The organism is Herbaspirillum sp. 1130 (genome assembly GCF_017833835.1).
GTDB classification, from domain to species: Bacteria; Pseudomonadota; Gammaproteobacteria; order Burkholderiales; family Burkholderiaceae_D; genus Herbaspirillum; species Herbaspirillum huttiense.
This window is the reverse complement of record NZ_JAFICQ010000001.1, coordinates 349,632-365,606: the sequence shown is the minus strand read 5'-3', so window position 1 is coordinate 365,606 and position 15,975 is coordinate 349,632. Positions and strand designations below refer to the sequence as shown.

At 63.4% G+C, this 15,975-nt stretch carries 15 protein-coding genes; 8 read left to right on the top strand and 7 right to left on the bottom strand.

Annotated elements, in window-relative coordinates; translation table 11 throughout:
- The first annotated feature begins 79 nt into the window (after positions 1–79).
- Both JOD78_RS01710 and JOD78_RS01705 read left to right on the top strand, forming a co-directional pair.
- Entirely contained in the window at positions 80–454 is a 375-nt protein-coding gene (locus JOD78_RS01710) for a response regulator (RefSeq protein ID WP_034309554.1), read from the top strand.
- 1 nt (position 455) lies between these two features.
- On the top strand, positions 456–1,445 hold the full coding sequence (locus tag JOD78_RS01705; RefSeq protein ID WP_209569040.1) for a methyl-accepting chemotaxis protein: 990 nt from the start codon (positions 456–458) through the stop codon (positions 1,443–1,445).
- On the opposite strand, the gene JOD78_RS01700 is transcribed toward JOD78_RS01705, so the two are convergent.
- Positions 1,442–2,380, bottom strand: a complete 939-nt coding sequence (locus JOD78_RS01700; protein ID WP_209569043.1) for a LysR family transcriptional regulator — start codon at positions 2,378–2,380, stop codon at positions 1,442–1,444. The two genes, JOD78_RS01705 and JOD78_RS01700, sit on opposite strands and share 4 nt — an antisense overlap.
- 214 nt (positions 2,381–2,594) lie before the next feature.
- Between JOD78_RS01700 and JOD78_RS01695 the strand changes: the two genes are divergently transcribed.
- The 5 genes from JOD78_RS01695 to nadB all read left to right on the top strand — a co-directional run bounded on the left by JOD78_RS01695 (position 2,595) and on the right by nadB (position 8,877).
- The gene (locus JOD78_RS01695; protein WP_039788220.1) at positions 2,595–3,896 is read left to right on the top strand and encodes a citrate:proton symporter; all 1,302 of its coding nucleotides are present in this window, start codon (positions 2,595–2,597) and stop codon (positions 3,894–3,896) included.
- A gap of 43 nt (positions 3,897–3,939) precedes the next feature.
- Positions 3,940–5,295, top strand: coding sequence for an acyclic terpene utilization AtuA family protein (locus JOD78_RS01690; protein WP_121040038.1), 1,356 nt, complete (start codon positions 3,940–3,942; stop codon positions 5,293–5,295).
- 1 nt (position 5,296) lies between these two features.
- Complete coding sequence (locus JOD78_RS01685; RefSeq protein ID WP_121040035.1) at positions 5,297–5,623, top strand: hypothetical protein; 327 nt, start codon at positions 5,297–5,299, stop codon at positions 5,621–5,623.
- A 268-nt stretch (positions 5,624–5,891) separates the two neighbouring features.
- Entirely contained in the window at positions 5,892–7,103 is a 1,212-nt protein-coding gene (purT, locus tag JOD78_RS01680; protein WP_039788224.1) for a formate-dependent phosphoribosylglycinamide formyltransferase, read from the top strand.
- Between the two features lie 169 nt (positions 7,104–7,272).
- Complete coding sequence (gene nadB / locus JOD78_RS01675; protein ID WP_121040032.1) at positions 7,273–8,877, top strand: L-aspartate oxidase; 1,605 nt, start codon at positions 7,273–7,275, stop codon at positions 8,875–8,877.
- A gap of 4 nt (positions 8,878–8,881) precedes the next feature.
- Here the strand turns inward: nadB and JOD78_RS01670 are convergent, their stop codons facing one another.
- The 5 genes from JOD78_RS01670 to JOD78_RS01650 all read right to left on the bottom strand — a co-directional run bounded on the left by JOD78_RS01670 (position 8,882) and on the right by JOD78_RS01650 (position 13,789).
- Positions 8,882–9,589 (bottom strand): hypothetical protein, encoded by a 708-nt coding sequence (locus JOD78_RS01670; RefSeq protein WP_158601245.1) that lies wholly within the window; start codon positions 9,587–9,589, stop codon positions 8,882–8,884.
- 170 nt (positions 9,590–9,759) lie between these two features.
- A complete protein-coding gene (guaA, locus tag JOD78_RS01665) occupies positions 9,760–11,352 on the bottom strand; it encodes a glutamine-hydrolyzing GMP synthase (RefSeq protein WP_039788239.1) in 1,593 nt (530 codons plus the stop codon).
- 105 nt (positions 11,353–11,457) lie between these two features.
- Positions 11,458–12,927, bottom strand: a complete 1,470-nt coding sequence (gene guaB, locus JOD78_RS01660) for an IMP dehydrogenase (RefSeq protein WP_121040026.1) — start codon at positions 12,925–12,927, stop codon at positions 11,458–11,460.
- 132 nt (positions 12,928–13,059) lie between these two features.
- Positions 13,060–13,365 carry an RnfH family protein gene (locus JOD78_RS01655; protein WP_121040023.1) on the bottom strand — a complete coding sequence of 102 codons (306 nt, stop codon included), beginning with the start codon at positions 13,363–13,365 and terminating at the stop codon, positions 13,060–13,062.
- On the bottom strand, positions 13,358–13,789 hold the full coding sequence (locus JOD78_RS01650) for a type II toxin-antitoxin system RatA family toxin (RefSeq protein WP_013234181.1): 432 nt from the start codon (positions 13,787–13,789) through the stop codon (positions 13,358–13,360). Before JOD78_RS01650 ends, JOD78_RS01655 begins: the two co-directional genes overlap by 8 nt.
- Positions 13,790–13,856: 67 nt before the next feature.
- On the opposite strand from JOD78_RS01650, the gene smpB reads away from it, so the two are divergent.
- Positions 13,857–14,306, top strand: a complete 450-nt coding sequence (gene smpB / locus JOD78_RS01645) for an SsrA-binding protein SmpB (RefSeq protein ID WP_088753876.1) — start codon at positions 13,857–13,859, stop codon at positions 14,304–14,306.
- Between the two features lie 73 nt (positions 14,307–14,379).
- Here smpB and JOD78_RS01640 read toward each other — a convergent pair whose 3' ends face one another.
- On the bottom strand, positions 14,380–15,960 hold the full coding sequence (locus JOD78_RS01640) for a tetratricopeptide repeat-containing glycosyltransferase family protein (protein ID WP_121040020.1): 1,581 nt from the start codon (positions 15,958–15,960) through the stop codon (positions 14,380–14,382).
- Positions 15,961–15,975 lie beyond the last annotated feature (15 nt).

The window sequence follows — 15,975 nt, the reverse complement described above, 5'->3', positions numbered from 1 at the left end:
CCTGCGCCGCCAACGACCCGGACAAACTAACACACCAGACAAACCAGACAAGCAGCATCAACCAGCAAGGAGTACCCAAATGAGCAAGACCATCCTGGTAGTGGACGATTCAGGCACCATGATCCTGAGCCTGAAAAACAATCTCGAAATTTCCGGCTTCAAGGTCATCACCGCCAACGACGGTGCGGCCGCCCTGGCCCGCCTGGGCCAGGCGCCAAAGCCGGATCTCATCATCACCGACATCAACATGCCCAACATGGGCGGCATCGAATTCATCGGCAAGGCGCGCGCCCTGCCGGGTTTCCGCTTCACGCCCATCCTGGTGCTCAGTACCGAGAGCCAGCAGGCCAAGCGCGATGAAGCCCGCAGTGCCGGGGCCAGCGGCTGGATGGTCAAGCCGGTGCCGGGCGCCGAGCTGCTCAAGATCGTCAAACAGGTGCTGCCGGGGGCCTGACATGGGAATCATCCACGCCTTGCGCACCCGGGTACGCGCCCAGCCGCACATGCCGGCAGAACCGGGACCGACCTGCCAGGCCGCCCTGGTGGCCAGCATGCAACTCGACGAAGAAATCGCCGTGCGCCTCAAGGGTGCGGTGGAGCAGACCGAGAATTCCTCGCTGGCCATCATGAGCGAAGCGCGCGCCCTGTGCGACCGCTCTGCGCAACTGCTGGAGCGCATGCAGCGTGCCAGCCAGGAAAACGAACGCGTACGTGACGAGATGCTGGAAACGGTCGATGCCCTGGTGTCCATGACCGAATTCCTCAAGAGCCTGCCCGAACGCATGCGCCGCGATGTTGAAAGCATTGCCCGCATCGCCGAGGAAATCGACAACCTCTCCGATCTGGCGCAGAACGTCCAGGCCATCAGCACGCAGTCGCACCTGCTGTCGATCAATACGGCCATCGAGGCCAGCCGCGCCGGCCAGCAGGGAGCAGCCTTCAAGGTGATCGCCTCGGAGGTACGCAACCTGGCAGCCAATTCGCATACCGCGGCGGCACGGATTCGCACCACCCTGTCGGAAGTGCGCAAGACCTTGCACGACGAACTGGGCGGCAATACGGCCCAGTCGGCGGCCGACCTGGATCGCATCGCCGCCACCGCCGAGGCCGTGGGCAGGCTGCGTAGCAGCTTCGAGCACGTGCGCGATACCAGTGACCAGCAATACGCGCAGATGATGGCGCACGGCGAGGAACTGGTCGCGACCACCGGCAACATGCTGGGCCATCTGCAGTTCCAGGACGTAGTGCGGCAATGCGTGGAGCGCGTCCAGTACGCCGTGGACCGGCGCAATGCGGCCCTGGCCCAAATGGCGGGCGAGACCACGGTGATCCTGCCCGCGCATGAGGCGGCCACTGTCATCGCGCAGGTGGTCATCGATTACGTGGAACAGGAGCACCGCCACCTGGTGCGCGAGCCGGACTTGCCGGCCATGGAATTGTTCTAGGAAGCCTGTGGTTTGCGGCCGCGCCGCGCGGGGGTTGCGCTTTCAGCGCGCGCCTTGGCCTGGATCAGGTCCAGCAATCCTTGTGCGGCGATGGACAGGCTGCGCTCCTTGGGCGTGACGATCAGCAGCGGCCGCACCAGCTCCGGCGCGTCCACCGGAATGGCCACCAGATTGGGCAGGCGGAACTGGAACAGCGTCAGCTCCGGCACCACGCTCACGCCCAGGCCGCTTTCGATCAGGGCGGCCAGGGTGGCCAGGTGCTCGACCTCCAGCCCGGTGTGGATCACCGCGCCCGGCCGCAGCACGGCATCCAGATGCTGGCGCACGCTGGTGGAGCGCGCCAGGTGGATCATTTCGCACCCGGCCAGTTGGGCCACCTTGATGCGGCGCTTGCCGGCCAGCGCATGGTCCTTGCGGCAGACCAGGTAGAACGGGTCGGCGCACAGGGGCTGCGTGGTGAACTCCAGCAGATTGGGGCCCGGCGCGGTAAGGGCGATATCGGCCTTGCCCTGGCGCAGCAGGTCCAGGCATTGATCCGATATGGCATCGAACAGCTCCACCGCCACGCCCGGATGACGTTGCCGGTAAGCCGCCAGCGCCGGCGGCAGCCACCCCGCCGCCAGCGATGGCAAGGCCGCGATGGCCACTCTGCCCTTGCGCCGTGCGACGTAATCGTTCATGTCCGCCAGCGCCGCCTCCATGTCTGCGACCAGCTGGCGTGCCACCTCGACAAAGACTTCACCTTCCGGCGTCAGGCTCACGTTGCGGGTATCGCGTTCGAACAGGCGCGCGCCGGTTGCCGTTTCCAGCTTCTGGATCATGGCGCTGAACGCTGACTGCGACACATGGCAGCGCTCGGCCGCGTGGCCGAAATGGCGACAGTCGGCCAGTGCGAGGAATGCGTGCAGCAGGCGCGTGGACAGGTTGGCGTGCATGGTGGAAGACGGGAGCGGATTATGCCGAAAAGCAGGTCAATCAATCGAAAAAAGCGACTTTACAACAAAATCAGCCGCCACCTACACTCGCCCTGCTCACATCCGCGCACCCTGTACGGAATCATGTACAGAAGCTGAAGCAGAAAAAAGAACGAACCGGTACCGGATGTGCTGACACGACAAGAACATCACATCAAAAAAACCGGAGACACGCATGTTGGCCCTGCTCGGCTTTGTTACGATCGTATCCTTGTTCACGGCCATCCTCACCAAGAGGATGTCGCCCCTGGTGGCGCTGATCGCCATCCCCATCATTGCCGCATTAGTGGGTGGTTTCGGCTTGCAGACCTCCAAGTTCATCGTCCAGGGCGTGACCGCCATTGCGCCGGTGGCCGGCATGTTCGTCTTTGCGATCCTGTTCTTCGGCATCGTCACCGATGCCGGTATGCTGGACCCGATCATCAGCCGCATCCTCAAGACCGTGGGCAGCCGCCCTACCCGCATCGTGCCGGGCACGGCGCTGCTGGCGCTGCTGATCCACCTGGATGGTTCGGGTGCGGTGACCTTCCTCATCACCATCCCCGCCATGCTGCCGCTGTACACGCGGCTGGGCATCGACAAGCGCATCCTGGCCTGCGTGGCCTCGATGGCGGCGGGCGTGAATTTCCTGCCGTGGACCGGGCCGATGATCCGCGCCTCGGCGGCGCTGCACATCCCGGTCTCGGACATCTTCACGCCGCTGGTGCCGGTGCAACTGGTGGGGCTGGCGTTCGTGTTCATCGCCTCGTATCTGCTGGGCCTGAAGGAAGAGCGCCGACTCGGGCTGGGCAAGGGATCGACGGTCGATTTCGTGCAGCAGCATGAGCTGAGCGAAGCGCAACTGAAGATCCGTCGCCCGCAGAATTTCTGGGCCAACATCGTGCTGACGGTCTTCGTGCTGGGCGTGATGATCAGCGGCAAGGTCGATCCGGTGGTGATGTTCATGATCGGCGTGGTGCTGGCGCTGATGATCAACTACCGTGACGTGGCCATGCAGCGCGAGCGCATCGACGCCCACGCCAAGGCGGCCCTGCTGATGGCCAGCATCCTGTTTGCGGCGGGCGTGTTCACCGGCATCATGACCAAGTCAGGCATGCTCTCGGCCATGGCCAAGACCGCGGTCGGCTTCGTGCCGCCCGAGATGGCCGGGCATATCCCGGTGGTGCTGGGCGTGCTGTCGATGCCGCTGTCGCTGCTGTTCGATCCGGATTCCTTCTACTTCGGCGTGCTGCCGGTGATCGCCGAGGTCAGCCACATGCTGGGCGTACCGACCATCCAGGTGGCCCAGGCAGCGCTGTTGGGCCAGATGACGACCGGTTTCCCGGTCAGCCCGCTCACGCCCGCGACCTTCCTGGTGTGCGGCCTGGCCGGGATCGAACTGGCGGACCACCAGAAATACACCATTCCCTTCCTCTTCGGTGCCTCCGTGGTGATGACCATCGCCTGCGTGGTACTGGGGCTGTTCCCGCTGTTCTGAGCGCGGGCCACCGGAAGTGCAACACCCTGTTTTGGAGAATCGCATGACCCAAGATCCACAGCGCACCGTGCGCATCGGCGCCGGTGCCGGCTATTCAGGCGACCGCATCGAGCCGGCCGCCGAACTGGCCGAACACGGCCAGCTGGATTACCTGATCTTCGAATGCCTGGCCGAGCGCACCATCGCCATCGGCCAGCAAGCCCGGCTAGCGGACCCGGGCAAGGGTTACGACCCGCTGCTGGCCGAGCGCATGCATGCGGTACTCAAGACCTGCGCCACCCGGGGCATCCGCATCATCACCAACATGGGCGCGGCCAATCCGCTGGCGGCGGCGCAACGCGTGCGCGAGATCGCGCGTGAACTGGGACTGAGCGGACTGAAGGTAGCAGCCGTGGCAGGAGACGACGTGCTGGAGGCCGTGCAGCAGGACGAATGGCGCATCGAGGACAATGGCCAGCCGGTCGCTTCCCTCGGTAGCCGCCTCATCTCGGCCAATGCCTATCTGGGCATCGCCCCCATCGTCGAAGCCCTGCAGGCCGGGGCCCAGGTCATCATCACCGGCCGCGTGGCCGACCCTGCGCTGGTGCTGGCGCCTCTGGTACACGAATTCGGCTGGGCCGCCGATGACTGGGACAAGCTCGGCCAGGGCACCCTCATCGGCCACCTGCTGGAGTGCGCAGGACAGATTACCGGTGGCTATTTTGCCGACCCCGGCAAGAAGGACGTAGCCGGACTGGCGCGGCTGGGGTTTCCCATTGGTGAAGTGAAAGCCGATGGCAGTGCAGTCATTACAAAAGTGGCCGGCTCCGGAGGACAAGTCACGGCGCGCACCTGCAAGGAGCAATTGCTCTATGAAATCCATGATCCGAGCGCCTACTTCACGCCGGATGTGATTGCCGATTTCTCGCAAGTCCGCATCGAAGAAGTCGGGCCGGACCGCGTCGCCGTCACCGGCGGCCGCGGCCGTGCGCGACCGCAGACGCTCAAGACCACGCTGGGCTACCGCGACAGTTTCATTGGCGAAGGCCAGATCTCGTATGCCGGGCCAGGCGCGCAAGCGCGTGCGCAACTGGCCGGCGAGATCGTGCGCGAGCGGCTGGCGATGACCGGCGTGCAGACTGAAGAACTGCGCGTGGACCTGATCGGCATCAATGCCATTGCCGGTGAACAGATGTCGGCGCAAGCGCCCGAGCCGCACGAAGTCCGCCTGCGTGTGACCGGCCGCACGGCCAGCATGAAAGAGGCGGTCCGCATCGGCAACGAAGTCGAGACGCTTTATACCAATGGCCCGGCCGGTGGCGGCGGCGCCACCAAGTCGGCCCGCGAAGTCATCGCCGTGCTGTCGCTGCTGCTTCCACGCACGCTGGTGCATCCATCCGTTTTCATCGAGGAGGCCTGAGATGCTGCTCAGAGAAATTGCTCATTCGCGCGCCGGAGACAAAGGCGACATATCGAATATCTCCGTAATCGCCTATCGGCAGGAGGACTATGCGCTGCTGGAGCGCACCCTGACGGCCGAACGGGTGCGTGCGCATTTTGCCGGTGTGGTCCATGGGGAAGTGGTGCGCCACGCGCTGCCGCATCTGGGGGCGCTCAACTTCGTGATGCAACGTGCGCTGGGCGGAGGGGTTACCCGGTCACTGGCGCTGGATGCGCATGGGAAGGCGTTGTCGGGGGTGATGCTCGATATTGACTTGCGAGTCGAGGTCGCTGAACAGGATTTTTGACAAAGCGAAGAGCATTCCCACCCAGCAAGAATGAAAAATCTTCAGCAATTTATGGGCTTTTGACGCCAGTTAGCGCGACGTTAGTCACATCAGCATCGGCATCGGAAGATATTAGTTTCCCCTTGGAAAAATAGGAAATTTTTAGCCAATTATTCCTGGCTAAACTGCGTACATTGCGTCTGTCCAAACCCTGCAAGATTTGGTATCGTCCGCCCGTGATTGATTCTCGCACTGCATCAGCGCCCCCCGCTGACACACTCCCCCCGATATGAAAAAACCAATCCGACTCGGCACTCCGCTGTCTCCTTCCGCCACCAAAGTCATGCTGCTGGGCTCCGGCGAACTCGGCAAGGAAGTCATCATCGCCCTGCAACGCCTGGGCGTTGAAGTCATTGCCGTTGACCGTTATGAGAACGCGCCTGGCCAGCAGGTCGCCCATCGTGCCCATGTGATCAACATGACCGACGGTGCCGCCCTGGCCGCACTGATCGAGCAGGAGCAGCCCGACCTGATCGTGCCCGAAATCGAGGCCATTGCCACAGAGACCCTGGTCAAGCTGGAAGAAGCCGGCCGTGCCCGCGTGATCCCGACCGCGCGCGCTGCCTGGCTGACCATGAACCGCGAAGGCATCCGCCGCCTGGCCGGTGAAACCCTGGGCCTGGCAACGTCGCCCTACCGCTTCGCCGACAGCCTGGACGAACTCAAGGCGGCCATTGACCAGATCGGCTTCCCCTGCGTGATCAAGCCGGTCATGTCGTCTTCCGGCAAGGGCCAGTCCAAGATCGACGGCCCCGATGAAATTGAAGCCGCCTGGAACTACGCCGCCGCCGGTGGCCGCGTCGACTCCGGCCGCGTGATCGTCGAAGGCTTCATCGACTTCGACTATGAAATCACCCTGCTGACGGTGCGCTCGCTGAACGAAAACGGCGACACCATCACCAGCTTCTGCGACCCCATCGGCCACGTGCAGGTCAAGGGTGACTACGTCGAGTCCTGGCAGCCGCATCCCATGCCCGGCGCCGCCCTGGAAAAGGCCCGCGACATCGCCCGCAAGGTCACCGAGAACCTCGGCGGCCTGGGTCTGTTCGGCGTGGAACTGTTCGTCAAGGGCGACATGGTCTGGTTCTCCGAAGTCAGCCCGCGTCCGCATGACACCGGCATGGTCACCATGGTCAGCCAGGTGCAGAGCGAGTTCGAACTGCACGCCAAAGCCATCCTCGGCCTGCCGGTCAATACCGCCCTCAGGAGCCCCGGTGCCTCCGCCGTGATCTACGGCCAGCATGACGCCCGGGGCATCGCCTTCGATGGCGTGGCTGAAGCGCTGCGCATCCCGGGTGCCGATATTCGCCTGTTCGGCAAGCCGGAATCCTTCGCCCGCCGCCGCATGGGCGTGGCGCTGGCTTCCGGTGACAGCGTCGAAACCGCACGTATCCGCGCCAAGCAGGCTGCGGCCAAGGTCAAGCCGGTGATTCCGCAGTGATCTTGCACTCAGTCGCATGACGTGAACGGGCTCCGACGAAAATCGGGGCCCGTTTTGTTTTGGGCGGGCAAAAACATCACCCTTGTGCCAGAAACGATATAAACGATATGCCTACGGCATGCCGCTATAATCACCGTCTCCCTCCACAACAGCAGCTTTGCTCACGATCATGAAGTGTGATGTCGCCATCCTCGGCAGCGGTCTGGCCGGTCTTTCCGTGGCCCTCCATCTGGCAGAGAAGTACCAGGTGGTGGTCGTTTCCAAGGGCGAGCTGCTGGACGGGGCCAGCAACTGGGCACAAGGCGGCATTGCTGCCGTGCTCGATTCGGGCGACAGCCACGCCCAGCATATCGACGATACGCTGGTGGCCGGTGCCGGCCTGTGCGATGAAAGCGCCACCCGCTACATCGTCGAACACGGCCGCGAGGCCATCGAATGGTTGATCGCGCAGGGCGTGCCCTTCACCCGCGACGACAGCGCCGAGCTGGGCTATCACCTCACCCGCGAAGGTGGCCACAGCCAGCGCCGCATCATCCACGCCGCTGATGCCACCGGCCACGCCGTCCAGGTGACGCTGGAGCAGCGCGTGCGGGCCCACCCCAACATCACGCTGCTGGAGCATCACTGCGCCATCGACCTGATCCACGCGCGCAAGCTCGATCCCAAGGCCGAACCGCGCTGCCTGGGCGTGCATGTCCAGGACACCGCCAGCGGCCGCGTGCTGGCCATTGCGGCCGGCCGCACGGTGCTGGCCACAGGCGGGGCCGGCAAGGTGTATCTCTACACTTCCAATCCCGATTCAGCCACCGGCGACGGCATCGCCATGGCCTGGCGCGCCGGCTGCCGGGTGGCCAACATGGAATTCATCCAGTTCCATCCGACTTGCCTGTATCACCCTTACGCAAAATCCTTCCTCATCAGCGAGGCCTTGCGCGGCGAAGGGGCCTTGCTCAAGCTGCCGGCTTCGGCGGGTGCCCTGGCGGGCCAGCGTTTCATGCCGGAACACGACGAGCGTGCCGAGCTGGCGCCGCGCGACATCGTGGCGCGTGCCATCGATTTCGAGATGAAGAAACGCGGGCTGGACCATGTCGACCTGGACATCAGTCATCAAAGCCCGGCCTTCATCGCCGAGCACTTCCCGACCATCCAGGCGCGCTGCCTGGAGTTCGGCATCGACATCACGCGCCAGCCCATCCCGGTGGTGCCGGCAGCGCACTACACCTGCGGCGGCGTGGTGACCGACATGGCCGGCCGTACCGACCTGCCGGGCTTGTACGCGGTCGGCGAGACGGCCTATACCGGACTGCATGGCGCCAATCGCCTGGCCAGCAATTCGCTGCTGGAATGCCTGGTGCTGGGCCGCTCGGCCGCCGAGGATATTGAACGGGAATTGTCAGCGGGCACCTGGCGCATCGCCGAGGTACCGCAATGGGATGAAAGCCGCGTCAGCGATGCCGACGAGGAAGTGGTGATCGCCCACAACTGGGACGAGCTGCGCCGCTTCATGTGGAATTACGTCAGCATCGTGCGCACCGACAAGCGTCTCGAACGCGCCCAGCACCGTATCCGCCTGCTCAAGGAAGAGATCGACGAGTACTACGCCAACTTCCGCATCTCGCGCGATCTGCTGGAGCTGCGCAACCTGGTGGATGTGGCGCAGTTGATCGTTTCCAGCGCCCTGATGCGCAAGGAAAGCCGCGGCCTCCACTTCAGCCAGGACTATCCACGCACCCTGCCCCGCGCCACACCGACCATCCTGCCGGGACGCCCGTAAGCGGCTATTTGCGCTGGCGGTATTGTTTGCGGTAGACGTTGGGGGCGGCCAGCACGTCGGCGACGGTCTGGCTGTAGCGGGTAGCGGCCTCCCCTTCCAGGGTATCGAAGTGCAGCACGGGCCGTTCGCGCGGCACGGGCATGCATTGCGCGACCGGCATGCCTTTGGGCAGTACGCCGACAAACTCTTCATCGGTCCAGACGGCAGGGAAATTGATACCGGCGTCATGGAACTGGTCCGCATCCACCAGTCCTGAGAGCAGTCGGAACGGCAGGTCGTGGCGGTTCACCGGATGCGTCGCAAAGAGTGACCAGCCAGGTTCCAGTTCGATGGTCCAGAAGCTGTTGAACTTCAGCACCAGCGCATCGCCCTGTTCGAAGGGTGTGCCGGTGACCTGTGCGGGCGGATGAAAACTCAATGGCGCGCGCGGATGGCCCTCCACGGTGGTCGCCGGGGCTTCCCAATCCCAACTGAAGCTGCCTTTGTCCACGTGCACGTCGCAGGGCAGCAGGATCATGAAGCCATGGGCCATTGCATCGATGAAGGGCGGGCATTGCTTGACGGTACGGATATCGCGGTCATGCAGCGCGGAGAAGGCCTTGGCCGGCATGCTGCGGATCCAGTCGGGGATCAGCTCGCGGGCCAGGCGGGGGCGTGGGAGATGATCAATCAGCGCAGGATCGCATCGGAAGTGGATTTGCGGTGGGGGCATGAGGTTCAGGGGCGATATGAAGATTCAAGGCCAGGCCTTTGCCCGAAACGGCGGCGCAATGGGGCGAAGCCAATGATAGCGCGCCACGGTCGCCCTCCGGATATGAAAAAACCCGCCATTCAGCGGGTTTTTGCAAAGCCAGGTTCAGGCTGATCCGGGTTTCTAGGGAATCATTCCCACTCAATAGTCGCCGGCGGCTTCCCCGAAATGTCATACACCACCCGGTTCAAGCCACGCACCTCGTTGATGATGCGATTGGACACGCGTCCCAACAGTTCATGCGGCAGGTGCGCCCAGTGCGCCGTCATGAAGTCTTGCGTCTGCACCGCACGCAAGGCCACCACGTATTCGTAGGTACGGCCATCACCCATGACGCCCACCGACTTCACCGGCAGGAACACGGCAAAGGCCTGGCTGGTCTTCTCATACCAGCTTTGACCATCTTCATCCTTCGTATTGCGCAGTTCTTCGATGAAGATCGCATCCGCACGGCGCAGCAGGTCCGCGTACTCCTTCTTCACTTCACCCAGGATACGCACACCCAGGCCAGGACCCGGGAACGGATGGCGATACACCATCTCCGGCGGCAAGCCCAGCGCCACGCCCAGTTCGCGCACTTCATCCTTGAACAGTTCGCGCAGCGGCTCCAGCAGCTTCAGGTTCAGCGTTTCCGGCAGGCCGCCGACGTTGTGGTGGCTCTTGATGGTGTGGGCGGTCTTCTTGCCCTTGCCGGCGCTTTCGATCACGTCCGGATAAATCGTGCCCTGGGCCAGCCACTTGGCGCTGGTCAGCTTGGCCGATTCGGCCTGGAACACTTCCACGAATTCGCGGCCGATGATCTTGCGCTTGGCTTCGGGATCGGTCACGCCCGCCAGATGGCCCATGAACTGCGCAGTGGCGTCCACATGGATCACCTTCACACCCAGGTTCTTGGCAAACATCTCCATGACCATCTTGCCTTCGTCCAGGCGCAGCAGGCCGTGGTCGACGAACACACAGGTCAGCTGGTCACCGATGGCGCGATGGATCAGCGCTGCCGCCACGCTGCTGTCGACACCGCCCGACAGGCCCAGGATGACTTCATCGCTGCCCACTTGCTGGCGGATCATCTCGACGGCTTCGGCGATGTAGTCCGGCATGTTCCAGTCCGACTGGCAGCCGCAGATCTCGTGCACGAAGCGGCCCAGCATGGCCTTTCCCTGCACCGTATGAGTCACTTCCGGGTGGAATTGCACACCGTAGAAACGACGCTCTTCGTCGGCCATGCCGGCGATCGGGCAGTTGCCCGTGGAGGCCATGAGCTTGAAGCCGGCGGGCAGTTCGTTGACCTTGTCACCGTGGCTCATCCACACCTTCAGCATGCCGTGGCCTTGCGCATTGGTGAAGTCGCTGATGTTGTCCAGCAGCTTGGTGTGGCCGTGGGCGCGCACTTCGGCGTAACCGAATTCACGCAGGTGGCCGTTCTCGACCTTGCCGCCCAGTTGTTCGGCCATGGTCTGCATGCCGTAGCAGATGCCCAGCACCGGCACGCCCAGTTCGAAGACCGCTTGCGGGGCACGCGGCGTATCGCCTTCGGTGACGCTGTTGGGGCCGCCGGAGAGGATGACGCCGGCCGCGCCGTAGTTGCGCACGAACTCGTCGGTCACGTCATGCGGGAATACCTCGGAAAACACACCGGCTTCGCGCACGCGGCGAGCGATGAGCTGGGTCACCTGGGAACCGAAGTCGAGGATCAGGATTTTCGAATGCGAATGCGTGGACATGGGCAGTGAGGTCTGGCTACGTTAAAAATGGACTTCTGAAAAGATCAACAGCCCGACAGCCTGGCACAAGGCCGGTGGACTGTCGGGCTGTGGCCGCATCGAAAATTACTCGGCGCGGTAGTTCGGGGCTTCCTTGGTGATCTGCACGTCGTGGACATGCGATTCACGCATGCCGGCCGCGGTAATCTCGACAAACTCGGCGCGCTCGCGGAAGTCGTCGATGGAGGCACAACCGCAGTAACCCATGGAGGAGCGCACGCCGCCGACCAGTTGGTACAGGATTGCAACCACCGAGCCCTTGTAGGCAACGCGGCCTTCGATGCCTTCCGGCACGAACTTGTCTGCGGTGTTGTCGCCGTCCTGGAAGTAGCGGTCGGCCGAACCGTCAGCCATCGCACCCAGCGAACCCATGCCGCGATACGACTTGTAGCTGCGGCCCTGGTACAGGATCACTTCGCCCGGGGCTTCTTCGGTACCGGCGAACATGCTGCCCATCATCACGGCCGAAGCGCCGGCGGCCAGCGCCTTGGCGACGTCGCCCGAGAAACGGATACCGCCGTCGGCGATCACCGGAACGCCAGTACCCTTGAGGGCTTCAGCGACGTTGGCGATGGCCGAGATCTGCGGCACGCCGACGCCGGCGACGATACGGGTAGTGCAGATGGAGCCGGGGCCGATACCGACCTTGACAGCATCCGCGCCATGTTCCACCAGAGCCTTGGCGGCAGCGGCGGTAGCGATGTTGCCGCCGATGACTTCCACGTGCGGGTAGCGGGTCTTGACCCACTTGACGCGGTTGAGCACGCCAGCAGAGTGGCCGTGGGCGGTGTCGACCACGATCACGTCCACACCGGCGGCGACCAGCAGCTCGATGCGCTCGTCATTGTCCGGGCCGACGCCGACGGCGGCGCCCACGCGCAGCTTGCCGTGTTCGTCCTTGCAGGCGAAGGGGTGTTCGGTGGATTTTTCGATGTCCTTGACGGTGATCAGGCCGCGCAGTTCGAAGGCATCGTTGACGACCATCACGCGCTCCAGGCGGTGCTTGTTCATCAGGCGCTTGGCTTCTTCCGGATCGGCGCTGGAGCCGTTTTCCTTGACGTAGACCAGCTTGTCGCGCGGGGTCATCTTGGCGCGGACTTCTGCGTCCAGTTCTTCTTCAAAGCGCAGGTCGCGGTTGGTGATGATGCCGACCAGCGCCTTGCCTTCCACCACCGGGAAGCCGGAAATGCCATGCTGCTTGGACAGCGCGATGACGTCACGGATCTTCATGGTGGGGGGGATGGTGATCGGGTCACGGACCACGCCGGACTCGAAACGCTTGACCTTGGAAACCTCGCGCGCCTGTTCCTTGGGCGTCAGGTTCTTGTGGATGATGCCGATGCCGCCCTCTTGCGCCATGGCAATGGCCAGGCGGGCTTCAGTCACGGTATCCATTGCCGCGGAGACCAGCGGAATGTTCAGCGAGATGTTGCGCGTCAGGCGCGTGGTCAGGGAAGTGTCTTTGGGGAGGATGTCCGAGAAGGCCGGAACGAGCAGCACATCATCGAACGTGAGTGCTTTTTGGAGAAGACGCATAGTGTTTCCTATAGGCGCAAAAGCGAATTATACAGAAAAGCTGAACGCGCGTCTTGCTCTACTTGCGTTTCTCCCTCCGGGCGTCGTAAAAATGCCGGAAGGCTGGGATTCCGGGCCGGGCAGCAGCACCGTTCAAGGGCGGTCCGCTTGCTCCCGGTGCGCGGCGCGGCGGCGGCGCGACTGCTTGGGGTCCGCAATCAGCGGCCGGTAGATCTCAATGCGGTCGCGTGCGCGCAGCACCGTGTCGAGCGTCTTGATCTTGCCGAAGATGCCGACCTTGCACACCGACAGGTCGATGGCCGGCTGCTCGCGCAGCAGGCCGCTGTCCAGAATGGCCTGCTGGATGGTACTGCCGGGGGCTACCTGCAGGTCCTGCAGGATCTGCAGGCCGGGCGCGGCGTAGCAGAGCTGGACTTGCAAAAAGGCATCATCAGCCATATATCTGTTCGGCGCGTTTGCAGAAGGAATCGACGAAGCTGTTGGCGATCATGCTGAAGACCGGCCCGATCACCCCTTCCAGGATGCGGCTGGAAAATTCATATTCCATGTCGAATTCGATCTTGCAGGCATCCTCGCGCAGCGGTTTGAAGGTCCAGCGGCCTTCGAAATGCTTGAACGGGCCTTCCACCAGGCGCATGGTCATGCTGGTCGGGCGCACGTTGGTGTTCTGGGTGCTGAAGGATTGCTTGAGGCCGTGATAATTGATCTTGATCTTGGCCGTGAGGCTCTCATCACTGCGCTCGGAAACCTCGACACCGCCACACCAGGGCAGGAATTCAGGGTAATCCTCAACCTTGTCGACCAGGTTGAACATCTGCTCCGCGCTATAGTTGATCAGGACGGTTTTGTGTACGACTGCCATCGAGGGTGATCCGTTTGATAAAATCGCAAAGGCACAATTTTAACCGACGAGACGAATTTTTATTTAGATGAGCATTATTGATAACAAAAAGGCCTTTTTCGATTACTTCATCGAAGAGCGATTCGAAGCAGGCCTCGTCTTGCAAGGTTGGGAAGTCAAATCGATCCGCGCCGGCCGCGTGCAACTCAAGGAAGCCTACGTGATCGTGCGCAATGGCGAGGTCTACCTGTTCGGCTGCCACATCAGTGCACTGACCAGCACCTCCACGCACGTGCATCCGGAGACCACCCGCACCCGCAAGCTGCTCTTGAATGCCGCCGAGATCAGCAAGCTGATCGGCAAGGTGGAACGCTCCGGCTACACGCTGGTGCCACTGAACTTGCACTACAGCAAAGGCCGCGTCAAATGCGACATCGGCCTGGCCAAGGGCAAGAAACAGCACGACAAGCGCGAGACCGAAAAACAGCGCGACACCCAGCGCGAAATCCAGACGGCGATGAAGCAGCATCGCCGCTGATCCCTTCCTGCCTCTCCTTGACTGCGACCACGGCTGCCTTGTGCAGCCGTTTTCATGTCCGCTTGCAGCGCGCTTACGCCCAACCCTCAAACCGTTCACGGCAAGCGGTGACGATTTCTTGCACCACACTGCCCCACTGCCCCCGCTGCTGCTGGCGGAACAGCCTCACCGAGGGATACCAGGCAGTCTGCTCGCCCTGCACGCCCCAGCGCCACTCGCCCTCCAGCCGCTGCGGCAGGAAGCACGGCAAGCCTAACGCCCCGGCCAGGTGCACCACGGCGGTATCGACGCTGATGACCAGATCCAGCGCACAGGCCAGCGCTGCCGAATCGGCCCAGTCCGCCAGCGGGAAGGTGCAGAGCCGGCCAGACAGCTCCTGATGTACGCCCTGATCGGCCAGCGGGATCTCGACTTGCAGGCAGACCACCTCTACCGGCAACTCAAACAAAGGTAGCCACTCGGCCAGTGGCACGTCGCGACTGGGGTGCGGCGTGGCGTACTGGCGACCGGCCCAGGCCAGGCCGATGCGCGGACGGCGCGGTGAAGCCGCCGCTGTCTCGGCCAGACGCTGCTGCCATTGCTGAAGGCGGATCGGATCCACATTCAGGTAAGGCGCGGCCGGAGCCTGGCTCGGATGAGGCAGATCCAGCAAATACGGAAGACTGAGCAAGGAAGCGTGACAATCATGCGGACCGGCTTCACTGACATGCGCCACGCAGCGAACCTGCGCAAAGGACGGCGCGAGCACTGCCACCAAGCCCGCCGGCGCACACAGGGTGACCTGCGCCGCCTGCGCTGCCACCAGCGGCAGATAGCGAGCAAATTGCAGGCAATCGCCCTGCCCTTGTTCAGACCACAGCAGGATGTGTTTGCCACTGAGCGACTCACCGTGCTGCCAGGACGGGCTGGACGTGGCGATGGCGCGCCGGGCCAATTCCGGAATCCGGAAGCGCGCTTCATGTTCTCGCCAAGCTTCGGCGAAGTCCCCGCGCGTGAGCAACATATGCGCACGCCCCACCTGGGCTTGCGGAAAGTCGGCATGCCAGCGCAAGGCTTCTTCATATCCGGCTTGAGCCGCCTCGATCCGGCCCATGCGACGCAGGATGTCGGCCCGATTGAAGGCGATCAGGGCGCGCGCATCATCCTCGGCCGCGTCGTCGGGATAGCAGCGCAAGGCCTCTTCATGGCGATTCAGCCGCAGCAGGATATCGGCATGCAGGGCCTGGTCCTCCAGCGCAGGCAGCGGGAGGGCAGGCTCGATGGCGGACAAGGCCGCATGAGGCTGGTCCAGCTGGTGGTACAAGCGCGCCAGCAACACCCGCTGATCGACAGGCCTTGCGCCCTCCTGCAGCAGCCGCGCTTGGAGCGCATCGGCCCATTGCAGCAAGACGGCACGATGCGCCACACGGGCTTCGTCGTAATCGGGCAGCAGATCGAGGCAGGCTTGGTAGGCAGCGGCCGCGGCAGGAAGATCGCCGGTTTCCTGCAACAGGCTGGCACGCTGCATGAGCACGGGCAGGAAGCCGGCATCGAGTCGCAGGGCCTGATCGAGAGCGGCCAGGGCGGCGGCAGGCTGGCCTGCACCGCGCAGGGCGATGGCCTCGCACATCAGGCCCATGATGCCAGCCAGGGTGGCGGGGTCGGGAGCATTCATGGCCGGCAGCTTAGC

What these genes read in the sequence shown, in the direction of transcription:
- JOD78_RS01710 (WP_034309554.1), top strand. Translation starts at nt 80, where the DNA reads ATGAGCAAGACCATCCTGGTAGTGGACGATTCAGGCACCATGATCCTG.
- JOD78_RS01705 (WP_209569040.1), top strand. Translation starts at nt 456, where the DNA reads ATGGGAATCATCCACGCCTTGCGCACCCGGGTACGCGCCCAGCCGCAC.
- JOD78_RS01700 (WP_209569043.1), bottom strand. Translation starts at nt 2,380, where the DNA reads ATGCACGCCAACCTGTCCACGCGCCTGCTGCACGCATTCCTCGCACTG.
- JOD78_RS01695 (WP_039788220.1), top strand. Translation starts at nt 2,595, where the DNA reads ATGTTGGCCCTGCTCGGCTTTGTTACGATCGTATCCTTGTTCACGGCC.
- JOD78_RS01690 (WP_121040038.1), top strand. Translation starts at nt 3,940, where the DNA reads ATGACCCAAGATCCACAGCGCACCGTGCGCATCGGCGCCGGTGCCGGC.
- JOD78_RS01685 (WP_121040035.1), top strand. Translation starts at nt 5,297, where the DNA reads ATGCTGCTCAGAGAAATTGCTCATTCGCGCGCCGGAGACAAAGGCGAC.
- purT (WP_039788224.1), top strand. Translation starts at nt 5,892, where the DNA reads ATGAAAAAACCAATCCGACTCGGCACTCCGCTGTCTCCTTCCGCCACC.
- nadB (WP_121040032.1), top strand. Translation starts at nt 7,273, where the DNA reads ATGAAGTGTGATGTCGCCATCCTCGGCAGCGGTCTGGCCGGTCTTTCC.
- JOD78_RS01670 (WP_158601245.1), bottom strand. Translation starts at nt 9,589, where the DNA reads ATGCCCCCACCGCAAATCCACTTCCGATGCGATCCTGCGCTGATTGAT.
- guaA (WP_039788239.1), bottom strand. Translation starts at nt 11,352, where the DNA reads ATGTCCACGCATTCGCATTCGAAAATCCTGATCCTCGACTTCGGTTCC.
- guaB (WP_121040026.1), bottom strand. Translation starts at nt 12,927, where the DNA reads ATGCGTCTTCTCCAAAAAGCACTCACGTTCGATGATGTGCTGCTCGTT.
- JOD78_RS01655 (WP_121040023.1), bottom strand. Translation starts at nt 13,365, where the DNA reads ATGGCTGATGATGCCTTTTTGCAAGTCCAGCTCTGCTACGCCGCGCCC.
- JOD78_RS01650 (WP_013234181.1), bottom strand. Translation starts at nt 13,789, where the DNA reads ATGGCAGTCGTACACAAAACCGTCCTGATCAACTATAGCGCGGAGCAG.
- smpB (WP_088753876.1), top strand. Translation starts at nt 13,857, where the DNA reads ATGAGCATTATTGATAACAAAAAGGCCTTTTTCGATTACTTCATCGAA.
- JOD78_RS01640 (WP_121040020.1), bottom strand. Translation starts at nt 15,960, where the DNA reads ATGAATGCTCCCGACCCCGCCACCCTGGCTGGCATCATGGGCCTGATG.